The sequence below is a fragment of the Microbulbifer mixtoriginis (SeqCode) genome (assembly GCF_052466765.1).
Genome location: NZ_CP174289.1, coordinates 3755285 through 3774119, shown reverse-complemented (window position 1 = coordinate 3774119; position 18835 = coordinate 3755285). Strand labels below are relative to the sequence as shown.

The 18835-nt window shown below is 50.5% G+C and carries 18 protein-coding genes; 9 read left to right on the top strand and 9 right to left on the bottom strand.

Annotated features, from left to right (window positions below):
* Positions 1-169 precede the first annotated feature (169 nt).
* Genes ACJJIV_RS16480 through sdhC form a run of 4 tightly spaced genes read right to left on the bottom strand, consistent with a single transcriptional unit; the run spans position 170 to position 3406 of the window.
* Entirely contained in the window at positions 170-874 is a 705-nt protein-coding gene (locus ACJJIV_RS16480; protein WP_252082928.1) for a succinate dehydrogenase iron-sulfur subunit, read from the bottom strand.
* Between the two features lie 19 nt (positions 875-893).
* Entirely contained in the window at positions 894-2666 is a 1773-nt protein-coding gene (gene sdhA / locus ACJJIV_RS16475; RefSeq protein WP_252082930.1) for a succinate dehydrogenase flavoprotein subunit, read from the bottom strand.
* A 3-nt stretch (positions 2667-2669) separates the two neighbouring features.
* Positions 2670-3038 carry a succinate dehydrogenase, hydrophobic membrane anchor protein gene (sdhD, locus tag ACJJIV_RS16470; protein ID WP_444889653.1) on the bottom strand — a complete coding sequence of 123 codons (369 nt, stop codon included), beginning with the start codon at positions 3036-3038 and terminating at the stop codon, positions 2670-2672.
* Positions 3032-3406, bottom strand: coding sequence for a succinate dehydrogenase, cytochrome b556 subunit (gene sdhC, locus ACJJIV_RS16465; RefSeq protein ID WP_252082932.1), 375 nt, complete (start codon positions 3404-3406; stop codon positions 3032-3034). The genes sdhD and sdhC overlap by 7 nt, the downstream gene beginning before the upstream one ends.
* 442 nt (positions 3407-3848) lie before the next feature.
* On the opposite strand from sdhC, the gene gltA reads away from it, so the two are divergent.
* From gltA to ACJJIV_RS16440, 5 genes are all read left to right on the top strand, one after another.
* Positions 3849-5138, top strand: a complete 1290-nt coding sequence (gene gltA, locus ACJJIV_RS16460) for a citrate synthase (RefSeq protein WP_252082934.1) — start codon at positions 3849-3851, stop codon at positions 5136-5138.
* A 318-nt stretch (positions 5139-5456) separates the two neighbouring features.
* Positions 5457-5993 carry a hemerythrin domain-containing protein gene (locus ACJJIV_RS16455; protein WP_444889652.1) on the top strand — a complete coding sequence of 179 codons (537 nt, stop codon included), beginning with the start codon at positions 5457-5459 and terminating at the stop codon, positions 5991-5993.
* A gap of 699 nt (positions 5994-6692) precedes the next feature.
* Complete coding sequence (locus ACJJIV_RS16450; RefSeq protein ID WP_444889651.1) at positions 6693-8723, top strand: FAD-dependent oxidoreductase; 2031 nt, start codon at positions 6693-6695, stop codon at positions 8721-8723.
* On the top strand, positions 8724-10076 hold the full coding sequence (locus tag ACJJIV_RS16445) for a cytochrome c3 family protein (protein ID WP_252082939.1): 1353 nt from the start codon (positions 8724-8726) through the stop codon (positions 10074-10076).
* A 12-nt stretch (positions 10077-10088) separates the two neighbouring features.
* Complete coding sequence (locus tag ACJJIV_RS16440; RefSeq protein ID WP_252082940.1) at positions 10089-10637, top strand: Tll0287-like domain-containing protein; 549 nt, start codon at positions 10089-10091, stop codon at positions 10635-10637.
* Positions 10638-11214: 577 nt separating this feature from the next.
* On the opposite strand, the gene ACJJIV_RS16435 is transcribed toward ACJJIV_RS16440, so the two are convergent.
* Positions 11215-11424: a DUF3820 family protein gene (locus ACJJIV_RS16435; RefSeq protein ID WP_252082941.1), complete on the bottom strand. Its 210-nt coding sequence runs from the start codon at positions 11422-11424 to the stop codon at positions 11215-11217.
* 152 nt (positions 11425-11576) lie between these two features.
* On the opposite strand from ACJJIV_RS16435, the gene ACJJIV_RS16430 reads away from it, so the two are divergent.
* Entirely contained in the window at positions 11577-11846 is a 270-nt protein-coding gene (locus ACJJIV_RS16430) for a YMGG-like glycine zipper-containing protein (protein WP_444886930.1), read from the top strand.
* Positions 11847-11988: 142 nt separating this feature from the next.
* On the opposite strand, the gene ACJJIV_RS16425 is transcribed toward ACJJIV_RS16430, so the two are convergent.
* The 3 genes from ACJJIV_RS16425 to dcd are packed head-to-tail and all read right to left on the bottom strand — an operon-like array spanning position 11989 to position 13982.
* The gene (locus ACJJIV_RS16425; RefSeq protein WP_252082943.1) at positions 11989-12174 is read right to left on the bottom strand and encodes a hypothetical protein; all 186 of its coding nucleotides are present in this window, start codon (positions 12172-12174) and stop codon (positions 11989-11991) included.
* Position 12175: 1 nt separating this feature from the next.
* Entirely contained in the window at positions 12176-13384 is a 1209-nt protein-coding gene (locus tag ACJJIV_RS16420; RefSeq protein WP_444889650.1) for a BaiN/RdsA family NAD(P)/FAD-dependent oxidoreductase, read from the bottom strand.
* Positions 13385-13412: 28 nt separating this feature from the next.
* Positions 13413-13982: a dCTP deaminase gene (dcd, locus tag ACJJIV_RS16415; protein WP_152454498.1), complete on the bottom strand. Its 570-nt coding sequence runs from the start codon at positions 13980-13982 to the stop codon at positions 13413-13415.
* Between the two features lie 204 nt (positions 13983-14186).
* Here dcd and imuA point away from each other — a divergent pair, with 204 nt between their 5' ends.
* The gene (gene imuA, locus ACJJIV_RS16410) at positions 14187-14894 is read left to right on the top strand and encodes a translesion DNA synthesis-associated protein ImuA (RefSeq protein ID WP_444889649.1); all 708 of its coding nucleotides are present in this window, start codon (positions 14187-14189) and stop codon (positions 14892-14894) included.
* Positions 14895-14914: 20 nt separating this feature from the next.
* A complete protein-coding gene (locus ACJJIV_RS16405) occupies positions 14915-15898 on the top strand; it encodes a Y-family DNA polymerase (RefSeq protein WP_444889648.1) in 984 nt (327 codons plus the stop codon).
* Between the two features lie 340 nt (positions 15899-16238).
* Here the strand turns inward: ACJJIV_RS16405 and ACJJIV_RS16400 are convergent, their stop codons facing one another.
* The gene (locus ACJJIV_RS16400; protein ID WP_444889647.1) at positions 16239-16664 is read right to left on the bottom strand and encodes a pilin; all 426 of its coding nucleotides are present in this window, start codon (positions 16662-16664) and stop codon (positions 16239-16241) included.
* Between the two features lie 379 nt (positions 16665-17043).
* Between ACJJIV_RS16400 and pilB the strand changes: the two genes are divergently transcribed.
* On the top strand, positions 17044-18756 hold the full coding sequence (gene pilB, locus ACJJIV_RS16395; RefSeq protein WP_444889646.1) for a type IV-A pilus assembly ATPase PilB: 1713 nt from the start codon (positions 17044-17046) through the stop codon (positions 18754-18756).
* Positions 18757-18835 lie beyond the last annotated feature (79 nt).

Here is an 18835-nt window from a genome sequence, read left to right as displayed (position 1 = left end):
ACAGCCACTGCGCTTTCCTTCACTCACAAAAGGGGAGGCGCACAAAGCCACCTCCCCTTTTTAATTTAATACCGACCGGAGCCGGCTTTTGTATTAGATAAGCGCCCTACCTGGCACCGAGCCCACCGAAGATGAGCCCTGAAGACTGCTTTGCAGCCTTCATTAATCCCTATACAGCACGCGTCAGCAGCATATTGCGAATATGGCCAATGGCGCGAGTCGGATTCAAACCCTTAGGACATACGTTGACACAGTTCTGAATACCGTGACAACGGAACACACTGAAGGGGTCGTCCAGATTGGATAGACGCTCGTCAGTGGCCAGGTCGCGGCTATCCGCCAGGAAGCGGTAAGCCTGTAGCAGGCCGGCCGGACCGATAAACTTGTCCGGGTTCCACCAGAAGGACGGACAGGCAGTGGAGCAGCAGGCACACAGGATACACTCGTACAGACCGTCGAGCTTTTCGCGATCCTCTGGGGATTGCAGGCGCTCAATCGCCGGTGCCGGAGTGTCATTCTGCAGATACGGCTCAATCTTTTTGTACTGCTCGTAGAACTGTTCCATATCCACAACCAAGTCGCGAATCACAGGCAGGCCCGGCAGCGGACGCAGAATCAGTTTACCCTTGGGGGCAGCTTCAGACAGTGGCGTAGTGCACGCCAGGCCATTGCGGCCGGAAATATTCATACCGTCGGAACCACACACACCTTCACGGCAGGAGCGGCGGAAGGACAGGGTCGGATCCTGAGCCTTGAGCAACTCCAACACGTCCAACACCATCAGGTCCTTGCCCTGAGTGTCGAGCTGGTAGTCCTGCATGTAAGGCGCTTTATCAGTTTCCGGGTTGTAACGGTAAATGCTTACTTTCAACATACTCTATTCCGCTCCCGAATCAGTAGGTCCGAGCTTTCGGTTCAAAGGCTTCCATGGTGGTCGGTGCGAAGTTTACCGCACGCTTGCCCACACGCTTCTCAGTTGGGAAGTACATGGAATGACACAGCCAGTTTTCATCATCGCGCTCCTGGAAGTCTTCGCGGGCATGGGCACCGCGGCTCTCAGTGCGGGTCTCCGCGGCAATCGCAGTGGCCTCGGCAACTTCCAGCAAGTTCTGCAGTTCCAGCGCTTCGACACGGGCGGTGTTAAAGGCACGGCTTCTGTCGTCCAGGCGTACATTCTCAATACGCTCACGCAGGTCAGCCAGCTTCTTCACACCTTCCGCCATGTAGTCGCCGCGGCGGAATACGCCGAAGTGATTCTGCATTACACCTTGCAACTCTTTGCGCAGGTCCGCAGCTTTCTCACCGGTTTCGTTGGTTTCCAGACGGTTCAGACGCGCCATCGCCGCTTCCAGATCGGACTCGGAAGCTTCGCGGTGCTCGATACCTTCGCGCAGTGCCTTCTCGATAAACAGGCCGGATGCGCGGCCGAATACCACCAGGTCCAGCAGCGAGTTACCACCCAGGCGGTTAGCGCCGTGTACCGATACACAGGCAACCTCACCACAGGCGTAGAAGCCATCGATGATCTGGTCGTTGCCCGCAGCGTCCTGGGTCAAGGCCTGACCATGAACGTTGGTCGGAATACCGCCCATCATGTAGTGACAGGTGGGAACAACCGGAATCGGCGCCTTAACTGGGTCGACATGGGCAAAGGTCTTGGACAACTCACAGATACCGGGCAGACGGCTGTTGAGCAAGTCTTCGCCCAAGTGATCAAGCTTCAGGAACACGTGATCGCCCTCGGGGCCACAGCCGCGGCCATCGAGAATCTCAAGTACCATGGAGCGGGCTACAACATCGCGAGAAGCGAGGTCCTTAGCGTTGGGCGCGTAACGCTCCATAAAACGCTCGCCGTCTTTGTTGATCAGGTAGCCACCCTCACCGCGACAACCTTCGGTCACGAGTACACCGGCACCGTAAATACCAGTCGGGTGGAACTGCCACATCTCGATGTCCTGTACAGGCATACCTGCGCGCAGGGCCATACCGACACCGTCGCCGGTGTTGATGTGTGCGTTAGTGGTGGAGGCGAAGATACGGCCGGCACCACCGGTAGCGAATACGGTCGCCTTGGACTTAATAAACACCACTTCGCCATCTTCGATGCACATGGCGATCACACCCACCACGGCACCGTCCTGGTTCTTCACCAGGTCAATCGCAAACCACTCGTTCAGAAACTCGGTTTGGTGCTTAACATTATTCTGGTACAGCGTGTGCAGGAGTGCGTGGCCAGTACGGTCGGCGGCAGCACAGGTACGGGCTGCCTGGCCACCGCGGCCGAAATCTTTGGACTGACCGCCGAATGGACGCTGATAAATACGGCCTTCCTCAGTACGGGAGAAAGGCAGGCCCATGTGCTCCAGCTCAAATACCGCTTCGGGGCCTACAGAACACATGTATTCAATCGCCTCCTGGTCACCGATATAGTCGGAGCCTTTAACGGTGTCATACATGTGCCAGCGCCAATCATCATTGGGGTCAGAGCTGGCAATCGCACAGGTAATACCACCCTGGGCGGATACCGTGTGAGAACGGGTTGGGAATACCTTGGTAATTACCGCAGTTTTATAGCCGGACTGGGCCATCTGCAGAGCCGCGCGCATACCAGCACCGCCGCCACCAATCACAATCCCGTCAAAAGAAATAGTTCGCATGTTCGCCATTGCTTATACACCCCAAAGAATTTCAATGCCCCACACCGTGTAAAGCACGGCAACCGCAGCCAGAATCACTTCTACGAACAGGCGCAGAACAGTGGCCTTACCGCCCATCACCCGGTTGGTGATGTAGTCGGTAACCACAGACCAGAGGCCGATCCAGGCGTGAATCACGGTGGACAGCAAGGCAACCAAGCTGAATACACGCATCCAGCGCTGGGCGAACAATTCAGACCAGGCCTGGTAGCCGAAGTCTTTGGTGAAAAAGATAAAGCCCGCTATAAAGAGGACGTAAGCGAGCAGTATTACTGCGGTAACGCGCTGGTAGAGCCAGTCGAATGTGCCGCTACGGCCGAAGCTAGTTACTGTTCTTACCACAACCATACTCCCACTAAAAGAATAAGGATTACACTCACCACCAGCACGGCAATTGCGCTGCGGCGACCACCTTCGAGGCTCTCACCCATACCCATATCCATAAACAGGTGACGCACACCGGCCAGCAAATGGTAAATAAGAGCTGCCAGGGAGGCCCACAGGATGAGCTTGGCTGGAATACTGTTAAATGCTGCCGCCATATCGGCGAAGCCCTGTTCGGATTCCAGGCTGGCATCGAGCATGCAGAGCAGCAACGCCACAACGGCGAAGAGCACCACACCGGATACACGGTGCAAAATGGAAACCAAAGCGGCAGCGGGAAGCTTTATAGTGGAAATGTCTAAATTGACAGGTCTGTTTTTGTTCACAGGAAAAACACCTTGTTGCCCTGAACGACCGGGCGCCCGTTAGCTTTTCAAATTGGGAGGGACGAGCTGCTTGCTGATCACTTTGCACTCGACCTGATGAAGCCTTGTACAAAGTAGCCGTACCATGGCGCAAGCCGCGCGGATTATAGGCATTCGATAGTCAAAACACAACGAACGCCTAGGAATACGCCACCTCAGCGCACCTCGCAGGCACAGGATTTAGCTCAACGGGATTTCCGCAGATTTTTGCGCCCACGACCAGGCAAAAGCTCTACCAGCCCACGCTGTCGCCGAATATCCTGTTGCCGGCCGACTGGCCGTCCACCCCTTTGGGTTTGACAATTTGCGGCGCGGCACTTAAGTTTGGCCCCGCTCAAAAGGCCGCCAGCACCCGAAAACACTAGGAAAAGGCCGCCATAAGAACAGTTTTTAGGAGTCCGCAATGTCCGATAAAAAAGCGCACCTCACAGTCGATGGTATCGACGGCGCTCTTGAGATGCCCGTTCGCTCCGGCACCCTCGGCCCCGATGTGATCGATGTCGGCGGCCTGACCAGCAAAGGCTTTTTCACCTACGACCCGGGCTTCGTATCTACCGCCTCATGTGATTCCAAGATCACTTTTATTGATGGTGGCAAAGGCCAATTATTGCACCGGGGCTACCCCATCGAGCAACTAGCAGAAAAATCCGACTATCTGGAAACCTGCTACCTGCTGATGAATGGCGAACTGCCCAATGCAGAAGAAAAAAAGAAGTATGTAGACACTATTATGTCTCACACCATGGTTCACGAATCCCTGGTGAGCTTCTTTAAAGGCTTCCGTTACGATGCCCACCCGATGGCGATGATGTGTGGCGTAGTGGGTGCCCTCGCCTCCTTCTATCACGACTCCCTGGATATCACCAATCCGGAGCACCGCGAGATTTCCGCGCACCGCCTGATTGCCAAGATGCCAACCTTGGCAGCCATGTGCTACAAGCACTCCCAAGGCATGCCCTTCATGTACCCGGACAATAGCCGCAGCTATTCCGAGAACTTCCTGCACATGATGTTTGGCAATCCCTGCGAGCCCAGCAAGATCGATCCGGTTGTCGCCAAGGCAATGGACATCATCTTCCTGTTACACGCTGACCACGAGCAAAACGCCTCCACCTCGACCGTGCGCCTGGCTGGCTCCTCTGGCGCCAATCCCTTCGCCTGCATCTCCTCCGGTATCGCCACCTTATGGGGACCCGCTCACGGCGGCGCCAACGAGGCAGTACTGAACATGCTGCAGGAAATTGGCGATGAGAGCCGTATCGACGAGTTCGTGAAGCGTGCCAAAGACAAGAATGACCCCTTCCGCCTGATGGGCTTCGGTCACCGCGTTTACAAGAACTTCGACCCACGCTCCCGCGTAATGCAGGGCATCTGCGATGAAGTTCTGGGAGCCATGGGCGCAGAAAACGATCCTCTGCTGAAGATCGCTAAGAAGCTGGAAAAAATCGCCCTTGAGGACGATTACTTCGTCGAGAAAAAACTCTACCCGAACGTCGACTTCTACTCCGGTATTATTATGAAGGCTATCGGCATCCCCACCGATATGTTCACCGTAATTTTTGCCACCGGCCGCACTTCAGGCTGGATCGCACACTGGAATGAAATGATTTCCAACCCGTACAAAATTGGTCGCCCTCGCCAGCTTTATACCGGCTATGCCCAGCGCGATTATGTTCCACTGGAACAACGCTAATAAAGTTCAAAATAAAAAACCCGGCAATGCCGGGTTTTTTATTTCCTGAAATAACCACCTGGAATTTAAAAATATTCAACAAAATTCAAATAACGCAATAACCCAGACCTCTATTAATTGTGACAAGGTTCTCAATATTAAAATTCTCATCCTGATGTAACTCCCGCCACACAGAAAAACACCTGTCATGCAATGTAAAATCCGCGCCTCTCGGACCGGGTGAATTTGCTGCGTAGTTACCGCACCTCAGCGACTACCCGCCCGCGGTTTCCCTTACCCATACAACACACAAAATTAAACCTATTAAGGGCACAGCATATGCTTAGCTTTATCTCCGGCATGTTCAGAGGTAGCAAGTCCTCCAACAGCGTCGACCTGGAAGAAAAATATACCCGCAGCAACTATGCCAGCGCTAAAGGCAGCCGCACAATTTCTTACGACCCAACTCTGATCAAAGCCCTGGAGGACGATCATCGCCACTTAATTGGCATTTTCCAGCGTATGTGGTCCGAAGGCTTTGAAAAGCAAAACTATCGCCAACTGTCACAACTACTCACTCAATTTAAGTCCGGCTTCCAGGCACATCTGATAAAGGAAAATGTTCGCTTCTACGTCTATCTGGAGCAGGCCCTCGCCGGCGATGCGCACACACTGCAGGTTGTAAAAGATTTCCGCACTGATATGAATGAAATCGCCAATGCCGTGGTGCAATTCTGCAAACGCTACAATCATGAAGCCTTCACCCCGGAAATGGTTCGCGACTTTAAAATGGATTACCAAAAGATAGGTGAAGCACTCACTCGCCGCACCGCACTGGAAGAAAAAGAACTTTACGTTCTCTATCAGCCCTCCTAAGTATTTTCGGACTAGAGAGGTCCAGTTCGTTACTCAACATCTACAGGAATTAGGCGTGAGCCAATGAGTGAGTAACAACTTATTAAAAAATACTTTGAATGGATGTCTGCGACCCACAAGGACGGGGCGCAAACCTTTTCCCTTTAGAAGCCTGGCTCCAGGCCCTCGCTGACTCAAAACATTTTTCTAAAAACCGCTTACCAACCCAAAAGCGTTAGACGCATACCCGACAGGTAAGTGAAAATTATTTTGGAATTATTTCGGATAAGCGCATCTAGCCCATAAGAGTGGAGTACATATTTTTTAGCTTATTTAAAGCTACACCCCAAGGCTAATCAAACTTACCCACCTAATAGGTATTGACAGCGAAGGCCTGATTAAAAATTTTTCCTCAACAAATAAAAAGTGGCAACCACAATCAGGCCAGCCACTTTTTTTGCTGAAGCTAGCATCAAAAAAAGCGAACAATAACAACAACTTAAAAAAACTTTCCAGCCTGACCTCCCATACCTTCCTATTCTCTCTCGCGATTTCTATTCAACACTAGACGTTTATTTAATTTTGTTTAAACATATAGAAATTAGAATTTAAAAAAACTCATAACGGTGGAATATTGGTCTAGGAAGTTCTGAGAGCTTTGTGGCTTAAAACAAAAAGGACAAAAGGCCAGTAGTAAAAGCCGGGGGATTCGGGGGAAATATGACTGAACTAGAAAGTTCAGCTGCTCGTCAATATTTACCAGATGGCGCCCGCACTAGCGACAGCAGCTATCCGATTTATGTAATTGTAGGCACTGGACCGGTCGGGGTTCGCTGTGCACAAAAGCTGCTTGAATTCTGTGACGAAGCGCAAATTGTTATCTATGGAGCGGAAACAGAATCACCTTACAATCGTGTAAAATTATCTCAGTACCTCTCTCGCCATGTGGAACGGGAGGAACTGGATAATCCCATCCTAGGTAAAACTGACCACCGACTCGCAGAATATATCGACCGTAAAATCGTCTCTATAGACCGTGTCAAAAAAACGGTAACAGATGCTGCCGGTAATATTCAGCCCTACACCAAGCTGATTCTAGCCACCGGCTCCAACCCCAAAATTCCCACAATCCCCGGTGCAGGCTTACCCAGCGTTTACCCCTTTCGCAGCCTGCGCAATACCAATGATCTAATCGCCCTGCGAGAGCGGCACGCCGATATTTGTGTGATCGGTGCCGGCGCCTTGGGGCTGGAAGCGGCAACGGCTCTAAAAACACCGAAAAATACTGTCACACTTCAATCCCGCGGAAAATTACTAAGTGGCCTTTTAGGCGAGGAAGGCGAGGAGTTTTTAAAATCCTCTCTTGCCGCCCTTGGTGTGCAGTTGAAAACAGGCTCAATTCTTAAGTCTATTGAGCAGCAGGGGGAAAAATCCCATTTACACTTTGAGGATGGCGAAAATCTCTGCGTCGATGCCATTGTTCTTTGCACTGGCATTCAGCCAGAAGTCTCCCTTGCCAAAAAAGCCGGACTAAAAATCGATAGAGGGGTTGTAGTCAACGAATGGATGCAAACCTCCGATCCGGATGTTTACGCAATTGGTGAATGTGCCGAGTTTGATCAAAAGGTTTATCAGCTGGTTCGCCCCGGTTATGAGCAGGCGGAAAGCTGTTGTTCACATATTCGCCGCGAACATGGCGGGGAGATTTTAGAGCGCCCCTACTCCGGCAGTTACACAGATATCCAACTCAAAATCGCCCATATTCCTTGCGCTATTATGGGAGACGTTGCCTCCGACAACCTTCATCAGCAGGGTAATTTACAGAGTCACGTTTTCCGTAATCGGTTCAAGGGTATTTATCGCCGGCTATTTGTTCAAGATGGGCGCATTCTCGGTGCTATTTATATTGGCAGCTGGGATGAGGCCAACAGCTTGCGCCAAGCGGTGGCTCAGGAGGAAAAAGTCAGTGCTCAAGCGCTTAAGCAGTTTGCAGACGAGGGCCGTCTATTTGGCCTGCAGACGTCAAACAGTATCAAGACTTTTCCCGACAGCTACCTGGTGTGCCAGTGTAATTCCGTCAGCAAAGGGGAATTATGCAAGGCTATTTCCGAAGGCAAGCGCACGTTAAACGAACTGCAGCAGGCAACCACCGCCGGATCTGTCTGCGGCAGCTGCCGCCCCTTAATGGCCGAGCTACTCGATACCCCTGCGCCTAATCTGGTTATGCGCCACGCCAAGGGTATATTAATCACTTCGATTATATCGCTACTTTTAATTACCTTGTCATTCCTTATGCCACCCCCGCCAATATCTGACTCTGTGCAGGCCGGCCAATTCTGGGAAAAACTCTGGTATGACAACTTTTGGAAACAGGTAACCGGCTACACGATTCTCACGCTGTGTTTTTTTACCGCTGCGCTCAGTGTGCGAAAGCGCTGGAAAAAACTATCTTTCGGCCATGTGGATCACTGGCGCTATGCCCACAGCCTTACTGGGGTAGTTGCCGTGGTCGCACTTGCTGTGCACACAGGCTTCCGTATGGGGCAAAACCTCAACCTCGCACTCATGCTGGTCTTCCTTGGGGTTACTGCTACTGGCTCCCTTGTTGGTGTTTTTATGGCCCGCAACCATCACTGGACCGATCTCAGACTACGCGAACATCGCAAGTGGTGGTCACGCGTTCACTACGCCTTACTTTGGGCACTGCCGGTACTCCTTGCCTATCACATTCTTGCGGTTTATTACTTCTAAATGAAATCTTATCAATTTAAATTTTGGCATTACGGACTGCTATTGACCCTGGTTGTAGGTGCCTACGCTTCCTATAACCTAACGGCAGATGACAAGTCTTTATTTATAACTGGCGAGCCCACACATGGCCATCATCAGATAGAACTCGCTTGCACTTCTTGTCATACCGATGGGTTTTCAGGGGAGGAATCTATTCAGCAATCCTGCCTAAGCTGTCACGCAGAAGAATTAGAGCTGGCCGATGATTCCCATCCGCGTAAAAAATTTCTCGACCCCCGTAACGCCCAATTACTGGAAACCCTGGATGCGCGTCAATGCATCAGCTGCCACACAGAACACAAACAGCAAATTACTCGAGAAATGGGTGTCAGCCTGGCCGGGGATTTCTGCTTTCATTGCCACAGCGAAATTGCCGAAGAGCGCAGTAGCCATGAAGGTATGGGCTTCGAGACCTGTGCCAGCGCCGGCTGCCACAACTACCACGATAACGGCACCCTTTATGAAGATTTCTTAATCGCTCATGTCGGACAACCCGATCTGCTCGAGGAGGCAAAGCTTCCGACCCGTACCGCCATGCAATCCTGGTTACAGGAACATCCCGATACCCACCCCCTACAGGTGCAGCAGGCCGATATACAGGAAGAAACTGCAGCTGCAGAAATCGCTGCGGCTTGGGCGCAAAGCCCCCATGCTCAAGTGGACGTGAACTGCAGCAGTTGCCACGCCAATGGACAAATGCAATTTACTAGTGCTGAGGTTGTGGAACAGTGTGCAAGCTGCCACAGCGAGCAACGGGAATCTTTTACCCAAGGTAAACACGGAATGCGCCTCTCATCCAAGTTGCCACAGGAATTTGTTCAACAGGTTGGTGCCATGACACCACACCAGGCCTGGATACCCATGCAGTCTGACGCTTCCGGGGAACTCAGTTGCACCAGTTGTCACGGCCCGCACGATGTCGACTTGCAGTTCGCTGCTGTGGAATCCTGTCTCAGCTGCCACAGCGATGAGCACAGCTTGGCCTACAAGGAATCGCCGCACTTCAATACCTGGCAAGCAGATCCAGAAAACGGCGTTAGCTGTGCAAGCTGTCACTTGCCGCGGGAAACCCACGGAGAACAGGTTGTGGTCAATCATAATCAGAACCACAATCTCCGCCCCAATGAAAAAATGTTGCCTGTCTGCCTGAACTGCCATGGAGCAGAGTTTTCCCTGGCAGCCATGGCGGACGAAAAACTGATCTCTCAGAATTTCAAGCATAAGCCTGCGGATAAGCATGAAACGTTTGACTTAATCCGCGACCGCATTGCAAGAATTTCCAAAAGCAAAAATAAGCAAACACAATCCCAATAGGAGGGGAACACTATGCGTATTGCCGCTTGTTTTATCGCCGGACTGGCCCTACTCACTGGCTGTGAAAAAAACCAGGGCGTGGCACCGGAGCGAATGGCGGATGCTATCTTTGCCGTGATTGAGGCAGACAGAGCCAATTACACCAACAAGGTAGTTAACCGTTTGCAAAATGAGGAAAAAGTTCTGGATGCCGACGAGCACTGGCAGGATAAAAAATTGCTGCCGTTGCCCGCACAAATGATGCGAATGGGTGCTGAGCGAGTCGCGGAAAAAGAATCCGGCTTCAGCTACGCCCTGCTGTCCCTATGGCCGGTAAACAAACAGAACAAGCCGCGCACCGAAATGGAAAAGCAAGGTTTGCAATTTGTGATCGACAACCCAGGTAAAAATTTCTACGGTCGTGAGACACTCGGTGATACCGAATACTTTACCGCAGTTTATGCCGATGTGGGTGTATCCCCAGCTTGTGTCAGCTGTCACAATGATCACGCGGATAGTCCACGTGATAATTTTGAGCTAGGCGAAACTATGGGTGGTGTAGTTGTTCGTATACCACTTTAATCTATCGCCTGAGCTTCCTTAGCTGACCCAGCCCCGGCAAATCCACTGCCGGGGTTTTCCCCAATGCTCTCTACATTTAATAATCAACGATTGCCTTTTATCCCGCAGAGCTAATTGCAAAATCCCTCAAAAATTCAATATTTACCGATAAAAATCAGAAAAAATTAAGAAAATATTTTGAGTAAATACAATTAATTAGCGGCCGAATTCATTTCGACCGCTCCCTCTTTAATATGACTGGCTCCACTCCCGCTTTAACCTCGCTGAAATCATTCAGACCAGTGGTCACCCGCTGTGGGCCTATTTCCGGGTTAGTCCAGTCTCCATTACGGACCGCTTGTTGTTAACGCTTTGCTCCGCAAAGCTCACCTAGGCAATTACATACTAGACTCGCAACCTAGAAAATCAAAATCAAGGTACTGGTATAACATGCTCTAAACCGAGCTAGTAGGCATTTTTTCCACAAGAAATCATGAAAAACGAAACAAAGAAAAGAGCAGCCTAGAAGTTTATAGAGTGGCCTCTTGCTTAGATTTTTTTGATTTTTACCAAGAGAACAAAGATGAAAACCTTCAGATTATTTTAACGGCGCAATCAGCCCTTCCAGCCCTTCAATTTTGATCTCCAACGTCAGAGCCATCAACTGCCCCAGCTTCCCAGTAGGAAAACCCTCTTTGGCAAACCAAAGCAGGTACTCCTCAGGAAGATCGATAAGTACCCTACCCGCATACTTACCGAATGGCATTGGAGTTTGGGCAATATCAATCAACTGCTGCTTTTCAAACATCGCAAAATCCTTCAAATCTCTTATTTTGTGCTATACGCAGCCCACAGCTTAGATATTTGTTGCTGACTTATCTCCACCCTACACTGGCTGCGAAATTATTCGGTCTGTCTTACCGAACCTCTATCCCTCAAGCATCACTGAAAGGGGTGACTATGCGTATCAAAGCGATTAAATACCTCAGCTTAACCGCAGTATTGGCCCTAGGCCTCGGCGGGCAAGGCTGTGCCAATATGAGCGATACCGACCGTCGCATCGGAACCGGCATCGGCGTCGGTGCCGTTACCGGCGCCCTAATCAGTGGAGGTCGGCCCGGTGGCACCGCAGCAGGCGCCGTGATTGGCGCAGGGGCAGGCTATCTCTACGATAGAGAAAGAAAACGCAGAGACTATTATCGCTATCGCGGACGCTACTATCGCTATTAGTGTTTAATGGAGAATCGTCAGGCTCAGAGTTAATGCATGGCGCAACCCCTGGTGCGCCTAACGCACCAGGGGTGATCTGGGAAAAGAGTTACTAGGAAAATGAGCAAAATTCAGGTAGCTGCATGTTCTCTAGCGAGCCACTCTAAAGCAACTTAGTCTTGGTTTTTCCGCAGCGCTCACAGCAATACTCTGTGACGAGCTTGCCCTGCTTTACATCAAACTTGCGCTCGGTAACCACTTTCCACTTGTGAAAACCTTCCCGGCAAAGAGTGCTGCCCTTGTGTTTCTGCCAGGTGGTTTTTCTTTTAAAAGGAATCACATCTCCCATATCAGGCGACCTCCCCCGCCGCGTGCCCAGAAGCCCAGGCCCACTGAAAATTAAAGCCCCCCAGCCAGCCAGTCACATCGAGTACTTCACCCACAAAATAAAGCCCTGGCTGGGTTTTGCATTCCATAGTACGCGAAGAAATCTGATCTGTATCCACGCCGCCGAGGGTAACTTCTGCAGTGCGATAGCCTTCGGTGCCATCGGGAACCAGCGTCCAGGTTTGCAACTTGGCTCCGAGTTCCCGCAACTCTATTTCTGTAAACTGCTTAAGGGGACGGCTGTCGATATGCTGCCGTTGTAGGAAAAACTGTACAAGCTTCTTAGTCCAAAGCTCAGACAAAACACTGTGCAAGTGAATCTCCGGGCTCTCCCGGCGGCGCTGTTGCAGCCAATCGGCCAGATCGCGATCGGGGGCCAGATCGAAAGTCACCTTTTCACCTTCGCACCAATGGCTGGATATTTGTAATACCGCCGGTCCACTCAAACCTCGGTGAGTAAATAGCATCTGCTCGTGAAAGCTGCCCTCACCACAGGAAGCCGTCACACTAAGCGAGCTGCCCGGTAGGCTATCCTGCCGCTCCAACTGGCGCTTGTGCTGGGTAAAGGGTACCAAGGCCGCACGAGTGGGGATGATATTGAGCCCAAACTGCCGAGCGATATCATAGCCAAAGCCCGTAGCCCCCATGGTGGGTATCGACAATCCACCAGTAGCCACGACTAGGGACTCACAGTGAACTGTCCCCAGACTGCTTTCAACACGATAACCACCCTGCCCCGACTCTATTGAGGATATGGCACAACGGGTGCGAATCTGAGCTTTGGCTGCACGGCACTCCGCCAATAACAGGTCGAGAATATCCTTGGACTTGTTGTCGCAAAACAACTGGCCCAGTGTTTTCTCATGGTAGGAAACCCCATGCTTTTCCACCAATGCAATAAAATCCCATTGGCTATAGCGCGCCAGGGCAGACTTACAAAAGTGGGAATTGCGGCTGTAGAAATTTTCCGCACTGGTGTAGAGGTTGGTGAAATTACAGCGGCCACCGCCAGACATCAGGATCTTCTTGCCAACTTTATTGGCATGATCCAATACCAGCACGTTACGGCCGCGCTGGCCGGCAGTGGCGGCGCACATTAAACCCGCTGCCCCGGCGCCGATAATCAGTACATCGACACTTTTGGGCAGCTGGCTGTTGGATACATCACTCATGAATTAGGGCTGCGCAATCACCCAAGTATCAGGTACGAGGCAGGGTCACGCCGCGCTGCCCCTGGTACTTACCACCGCGATCCGCATAGGACACATCGCAGACTTCATCAGACTCGAAGAACAGCATCTGCGCGATACCTTCATTGGCGTAGATCTTCGCCGGCAGATTGGTGGTATTTGAAAACTCAAGGGTCACATGCCCTTCCCACTCCGGCTCCAGCGGCGTTACATTGACGATAATGCCGCAGCGTGCATAAGTGGATTTACCCAGGCAGATAGTCAGTACTGAGCGCGGAATACGGAAATACTCCACTGTGCGCGCCAGGGCAAAGGAGTTCGGCGGGATAATACAGTACTCCCCTTCCACATCGACAAAGCTGTTTTCATCGAAGGTCTTGGGGTCCACGGTAGCCGAATGCACGTTGGTAAAGATCTTAAACTCGCCAGCACAGCGCACATCGTAACCATAGCTCGAAGTACCGTAGGAGATGAGTCGCTCGCCATCATTGCCATGGCGCACCTGGCCCGGCTCAAAAGGCTCAATCATGCCGTGCTGCTCAGCCATGCGGCGAATCCACTTATCGGACTTGATACTCACTCCGTCCCCCTAAAAGAATAATCAGTGCTCAACAAAAGAGGCGGAATCATAGCCGGTTTAGACTGTGCAAAAAAGTGCCAATCGACGCCTTTCGACCTTGTCGCCAACCACTAACTACTGTATAAACTCACAGTAAACTGTATATATATACAGCTACCTGGTTAGATCCGATTGAAGACCGAGACAAGAATTCGGGGTGGCAATGTGAACAAAGCTAAAAACTTCATACAAAACAATCACTTGGGAAACCAAGCCGGCTCCTCAATCAGACTGCGACACTTTAGAGACAAGAAGGCCTGCCAAGCAGCCAATGAACCCCAAAACGCAGGGACCACTACCGGTTTCACCAGCTTGGACGCCCTTCTCAAATACTGCGGCTGGCCGCACGGTAGCACTACTGAGCTGCTTGTAGCCCAGGCAAACTCCAACGCATTGAGCCTCCTACTACCTCTACTCGCTGAGCTGACCCAAAAGGGAGAGATGGTGATTCTCATCAAACCCCCATTTACTCCCTGCGCCACAGAGCTTACCCAGTATGATGTCAAGCTGGAGCACTTGTTATTAGTCCATCCCCGCGACAAGCGAGACTGCCTCTGGGCCATAGAGCAATCCCTGCAATCTGGTGGCTGTAGCGCAGTCTTGAGCTGGCAAGGTGAACAGGCGATAAGTTATCGAGAGCTGCAGCGCCTGCAACAATCCGCCGAAGCAAGCGGCTGCCTGCACTTCCACTTCCGCCCCCAGTCAGAAGCCCCCCAGCCCTCACCTGCCACGCTACGGCTACAGCTGCATAGCAAGCCAGAACAGCTTGCCCTCAGACTACTGAAACAAGTGGGCGGCCCTAGTGGTCAGCACCTTCAAATAAACCTCCAGCCGAACAATACATCAAATAGGCATCACCAAGCCCTGCACTAGGCGGCATCTAAGGAATCCTCATGCTTTGGCTCTGTATACGATTCCCTAAACTTCCCCTAGAGGTGCTCATCCGAGCTCAGACGACAGAGGAGAGAAGCCAGCCATTGGCGATAGTGGAAAAGCAAATCATAGTGGAGGCAAATAAAGTCGCCTTCGAGTGTGGAGTTATTGCTGGTTTGAGCTCTGCCGCCGCTCTTAATCTATGCCCGGATCTTCGGATACTTTCGCGCGATAGGCGTAGGGAACAGTGGCAAATGGAGGAGCTGGCGCAATGGGGGCTCAGTTTTTCAACGATGATTTCTATAAAAACTGCAAAACATGAAGAAGGCTGTAGTCATCCACAGCTTTACCTTGAACTAGATAGCAGCTTAAAAGCCTTCGGTAGACTTAGGGCTCTGCTGGACCAGATACCGCAAGAACTTAAGAAGATGGGTATAAGCTATCGCCTTGGAGTTGGCCATAACCCCAGCGCAGCGCTGCTACTTAGCCAGCTACCTGAGCACCACGAGTGGCAACAACAAACCCATATGCCACCCACTCCACAACAATGGAAACAGTGGCTGAAACACGCCCCTAGCAAGTTGCTGGAATGTAATAAGCAAACAATAGAGCAGCTTTATTACTGTGGGTTTAAGCAAGTTAGCCAATTACTATCGGCGCCCTTATCGGAGATTGAAAGCCACTTTGGCCGCTCTTTTATCGATTACCTAGCTCGGCTCAATAGCAGCCAACAGAAAACCACCACCTGCAATCTATTTCAGGAGCACGGTAAGCAAATTCAGTGCCGCAAACTAAATGCTAAAAAATCATATTGGCAGACAGGGGGTGCGGAGAAAAAAACAGCATCTTTTAGCGTGGATATCTTTTTGTCACAACGGGAAGAGCAAGCGCAAAAAAAAATAGCTCTCAACCGAAAAAGAAATTACACAAAAAGCCAGAAACTTATAAATAAATTAAATACACGACTTGGTCAGCAAGCCCTTTCAGGCATTACCATAAAATAAATCACACAATAAAATCAAATTTTGTTGCACAGCTCTCTTCAGGACAACAAATCTATTCCAAAGCAGGAACCCTATGTATGACATCCACCCAATGAAAGCTGCGTGCGCAAATCTGTTAAAAAATGGCGTCCGTTAAAATTACGGATTGAGAGGAGAGCAGCAAAAATAAAATTTTCCAGAACACTCTAAAAAAGGGAACAATCCCCAGATCAAATTATCACTACTACCATTTGAAGCCAACTAAAAACACGTTTGGAAGTGTGTAGACAAGAATCCAAGCCGAAGAATTTTATACTCAAAAGAACCTCCGCTAACGCAGAGATTCTTTTGCAGGCTAAAGCTACGATTTTTCAGCAACGTTTGGACCGGCGGCCGCAGCACATTTCGCATTAGTTACACTGGAATTTGCGCCTGCTGCTTTTTCTGCCTCGTAGGTCAAGAGTCCGTTATTATCGATAATAGCATGCACTTGACAAGTATCACCCGCAGCGGTGATTGTCAGCGCTGTACCAATTGCAGGGGTTGCTGGGGTCAAAGTAAGATTAGCCGCTGCCGCTTCATCTTCTAAACGACCACAAACATCACCTCCGGTTTGAACACACAAAACACCATTGGTGATATGACCCTGAACAGATTTCATCGCAGCACTGCCGTGTGCACTGGTCAGATATTCACGATAAGCGGGAATTGCTACCGCAGCCAGAATGCCGATAATCGCAACTACGATCATCAGTTCGATAAGAGTAAAACCCTGTTGCTTTTTCATTGTAACCGTCTCCATACAGACTTTTAAAAAAGTGAATCCCGTGAGGAAGTCGCCAGACAAGATACAAGGTTCGTGCCAAGTTTGGCAAGACATGACTCCAGCCTTTATACAAACAACCTTACCAACAAGTAATGCCACTCAATTTTAATAATGTGCCATCAAAACTTATTGACGCCCTACTCAAGTATCTGACAAAAAGTGTCACCTTTAGACGCTGACAATACTGTGCAAGTCTCTTCTTATACCTTTATTGGCTCCATTAACTTTATTCGCTATATTTGCTTCACTCTTAGCTCATTTGACTTAAATATCGTCAGCTCAAAAAACAAACAAGATCTCTCGTTCACGCGAGTACTCAGTAACAGCAGCGGTTTCACCCATGACTAGCCCCTCCCTTAACGGCCTGGCAAAACGCTTGGTAGCAGATGGAATTCTCGACGAAGCCACAGCAATTTCTGCACTTAAGGCTGCCCATCGTTCAGGCCAGAGTTTCGCCCAACATGCGGTAGAAGCCAAGCTAGTAAAAAGCCGGGAGCTCGCCAATATTGCTTCCCAAGCCTTCGGCACACCGTTATTTGATTTTGGCAGTTACAATTTCGAGATGATCCCCAAGGGCATCATCGACGAAAAATTAATCAGCAAACATTTTACGCTCCCCCTCTATAGGCGTGGTAATCGCTTATTTATCGCTGTCGCAGACCCCACCAACCTGGCAGGGTTGGACGAGATCAATTTTAATACTGGCCTCAGTACTGATGCGGTTTTAGTAGAAACCGATAAGCTGGGAAAGGCTATTGAGAGCTACCTCTCTGATGGCCAAGATATCGGGGGAGGCCTGAAGGGTATTGATGATGAAGAGCTGGACTCGCTCAATGTAGGCGAAAGCGAATCTGAATCCGACGATGAAAGCGAACCGGGTGGGGATGAAGCGCCCGTTGTAAGGTTTGTCAACAAGGTTCTTCTAGATGCAATTCGCACTGGTGCCTCCGATATTCACTTTGAACCCTACGAAAAATCTTATCGGGTTCGTTTTCGCACCGATGGCGTATTGCATGAAATTGCCAGGCCTCCGATTCAGTTAGCAACACGCCTATCTGCCCGCTTGAAAGTAATGTCGAAGATGGATATCTCGGAACGGCGAGTACCCCAGGACGGCCGGATTAAAATGAAGCTGTCCAAGACCAAGGCTATCGACTTCCGGGTAAACAGTTTGCCAACCCTATGGGGAGAGAAGATTGTTTTACGGATTCTCGACCCCTCTTCAGCAAAAATGGGAATTGATGCCCTCGGCTATGAAGAGGAACAAAAAAAGATCTACATGGATGCCCTGGCACAACCCCAAGGGATGATCCTGGTTACCGGCCCCACTGGTTCAGGTAAAACAGTTTCTTTATACACCGGCCTCAATATTCTCAACACTCCTGAGCTCAACATTTCTACCGCTGAAGACCCGGTAGAAATCAACCTGGAAGGGATCAATCAGGTTAATGTCTCTAACAAAGTTGGGCTAAATTTCGCTGAAGCCCTACGCTCTTTCCTGCGACAAGACCCTGATATCGTCATGGTAGGAGAGATTAGGGATTTGGAAACCGCAGAAATTGCTATCAAAGCAGCGCAAACTGGACACCTGGTACTCTCAACCCTGCATACCAACTCAGCTCCAGAAACCCTTACGCGCCTGATGAATATGGGGGTTCCCACTTTTAATATTGCGACTTCCGTCAGTGTTATTATCGCCCAGCGCTTGGCAAGGCGCTTGTGTAATGAATGCAAAAAGGCTACTACCCTTCCCAATGAGGTCTTGGAAGCCGAGGGTTTCTCTGCAGTGAATATTCCAAGGAACGACTGGGCCATTTACCAGCCTGTTGGCTGCGAGCACTGCTCAAAAGGCTACAAGGGCCGCGTGGGTGTGTATGAAGTGGTTCGCATCACTGATGGCATCTCCAGAATTATAATGGAGGGCGGCAATTCCATTCAGATCGCCGATCAGGCGCGCAAAGAGGGTTTTAATAATCTAAGGACTTCTGCATTGCGCAAAGTGGTAATGGGCGTTACCAGCCTGGAGGAAGCCAACCGAGTAACCAAAGATTAAACTCGTACAGCTAACCTCTTAAAGGGGACGCCTGCAGTGATGCCAACAAACTACAGTGCTCAGCCTGCACATGAGTTTC

What these genes read in the sequence shown, in the direction of transcription:
- ACJJIV_RS16480 (WP_252082928.1), bottom strand. Translation starts at nt 874, where the DNA reads ATGTTGAAAGTAAGCATTTACCGTTACAACCCGGAAACTGATAAAGCG.
- sdhA (WP_252082930.1), bottom strand. Translation starts at nt 2,666, where the DNA reads ATGGCGAACATGCGAACTATTTCTTTTGACGGGATTGTGATTGGTGGC.
- gltA (WP_252082934.1), top strand. Translation starts at nt 3,849, where the DNA reads ATGTCCGATAAAAAAGCGCACCTCACAGTCGATGGTATCGACGGCGCT.
- ACJJIV_RS16455 (WP_444889652.1), top strand. Translation starts at nt 5,457, where the DNA reads ATGCTTAGCTTTATCTCCGGCATGTTCAGAGGTAGCAAGTCCTCCAAC.
- ACJJIV_RS16450 (WP_444889651.1), top strand. Translation starts at nt 6,693, where the DNA reads ATGACTGAACTAGAAAGTTCAGCTGCTCGTCAATATTTACCAGATGGC.
- ACJJIV_RS16445 (WP_252082939.1), top strand. Translation starts at nt 8,724, where the DNA reads ATGAAATCTTATCAATTTAAATTTTGGCATTACGGACTGCTATTGACC.
- ACJJIV_RS16440 (WP_252082940.1), top strand. Translation starts at nt 10,089, where the DNA reads ATGCGTATTGCCGCTTGTTTTATCGCCGGACTGGCCCTACTCACTGGC.
- ACJJIV_RS16435 (WP_252082941.1), bottom strand. Translation starts at nt 11,424, where the DNA reads ATGTTTGAAAAGCAGCAGTTGATTGATATTGCCCAAACTCCAATGCCA.
- ACJJIV_RS16430 (WP_444886930.1), top strand. Translation starts at nt 11,577, where the DNA reads ATGCGTATCAAAGCGATTAAATACCTCAGCTTAACCGCAGTATTGGCC.
- ACJJIV_RS16425 (WP_252082943.1), bottom strand. Translation starts at nt 12,174, where the DNA reads ATGGGAGATGTGATTCCTTTTAAAAGAAAAACCACCTGGCAGAAACAC.
- ACJJIV_RS16420 (WP_444889650.1), bottom strand. Translation starts at nt 13,384, where the DNA reads ATGAGTGATGTATCCAACAGCCAGCTGCCCAAAAGTGTCGATGTACTG.
- ACJJIV_RS16405 (WP_444889648.1), top strand. Translation starts at nt 14,915, where the DNA reads ATGCTTTGGCTCTGTATACGATTCCCTAAACTTCCCCTAGAGGTGCTC.
- ACJJIV_RS16400 (WP_444889647.1), bottom strand. Translation starts at nt 16,664, where the DNA reads ATGAAAAAGCAACAGGGTTTTACTCTTATCGAACTGATGATCGTAGTT.
- pilB (WP_444889646.1), top strand. Translation starts at nt 17,044, where the DNA reads ATGACTAGCCCCTCCCTTAACGGCCTGGCAAAACGCTTGGTAGCAGAT.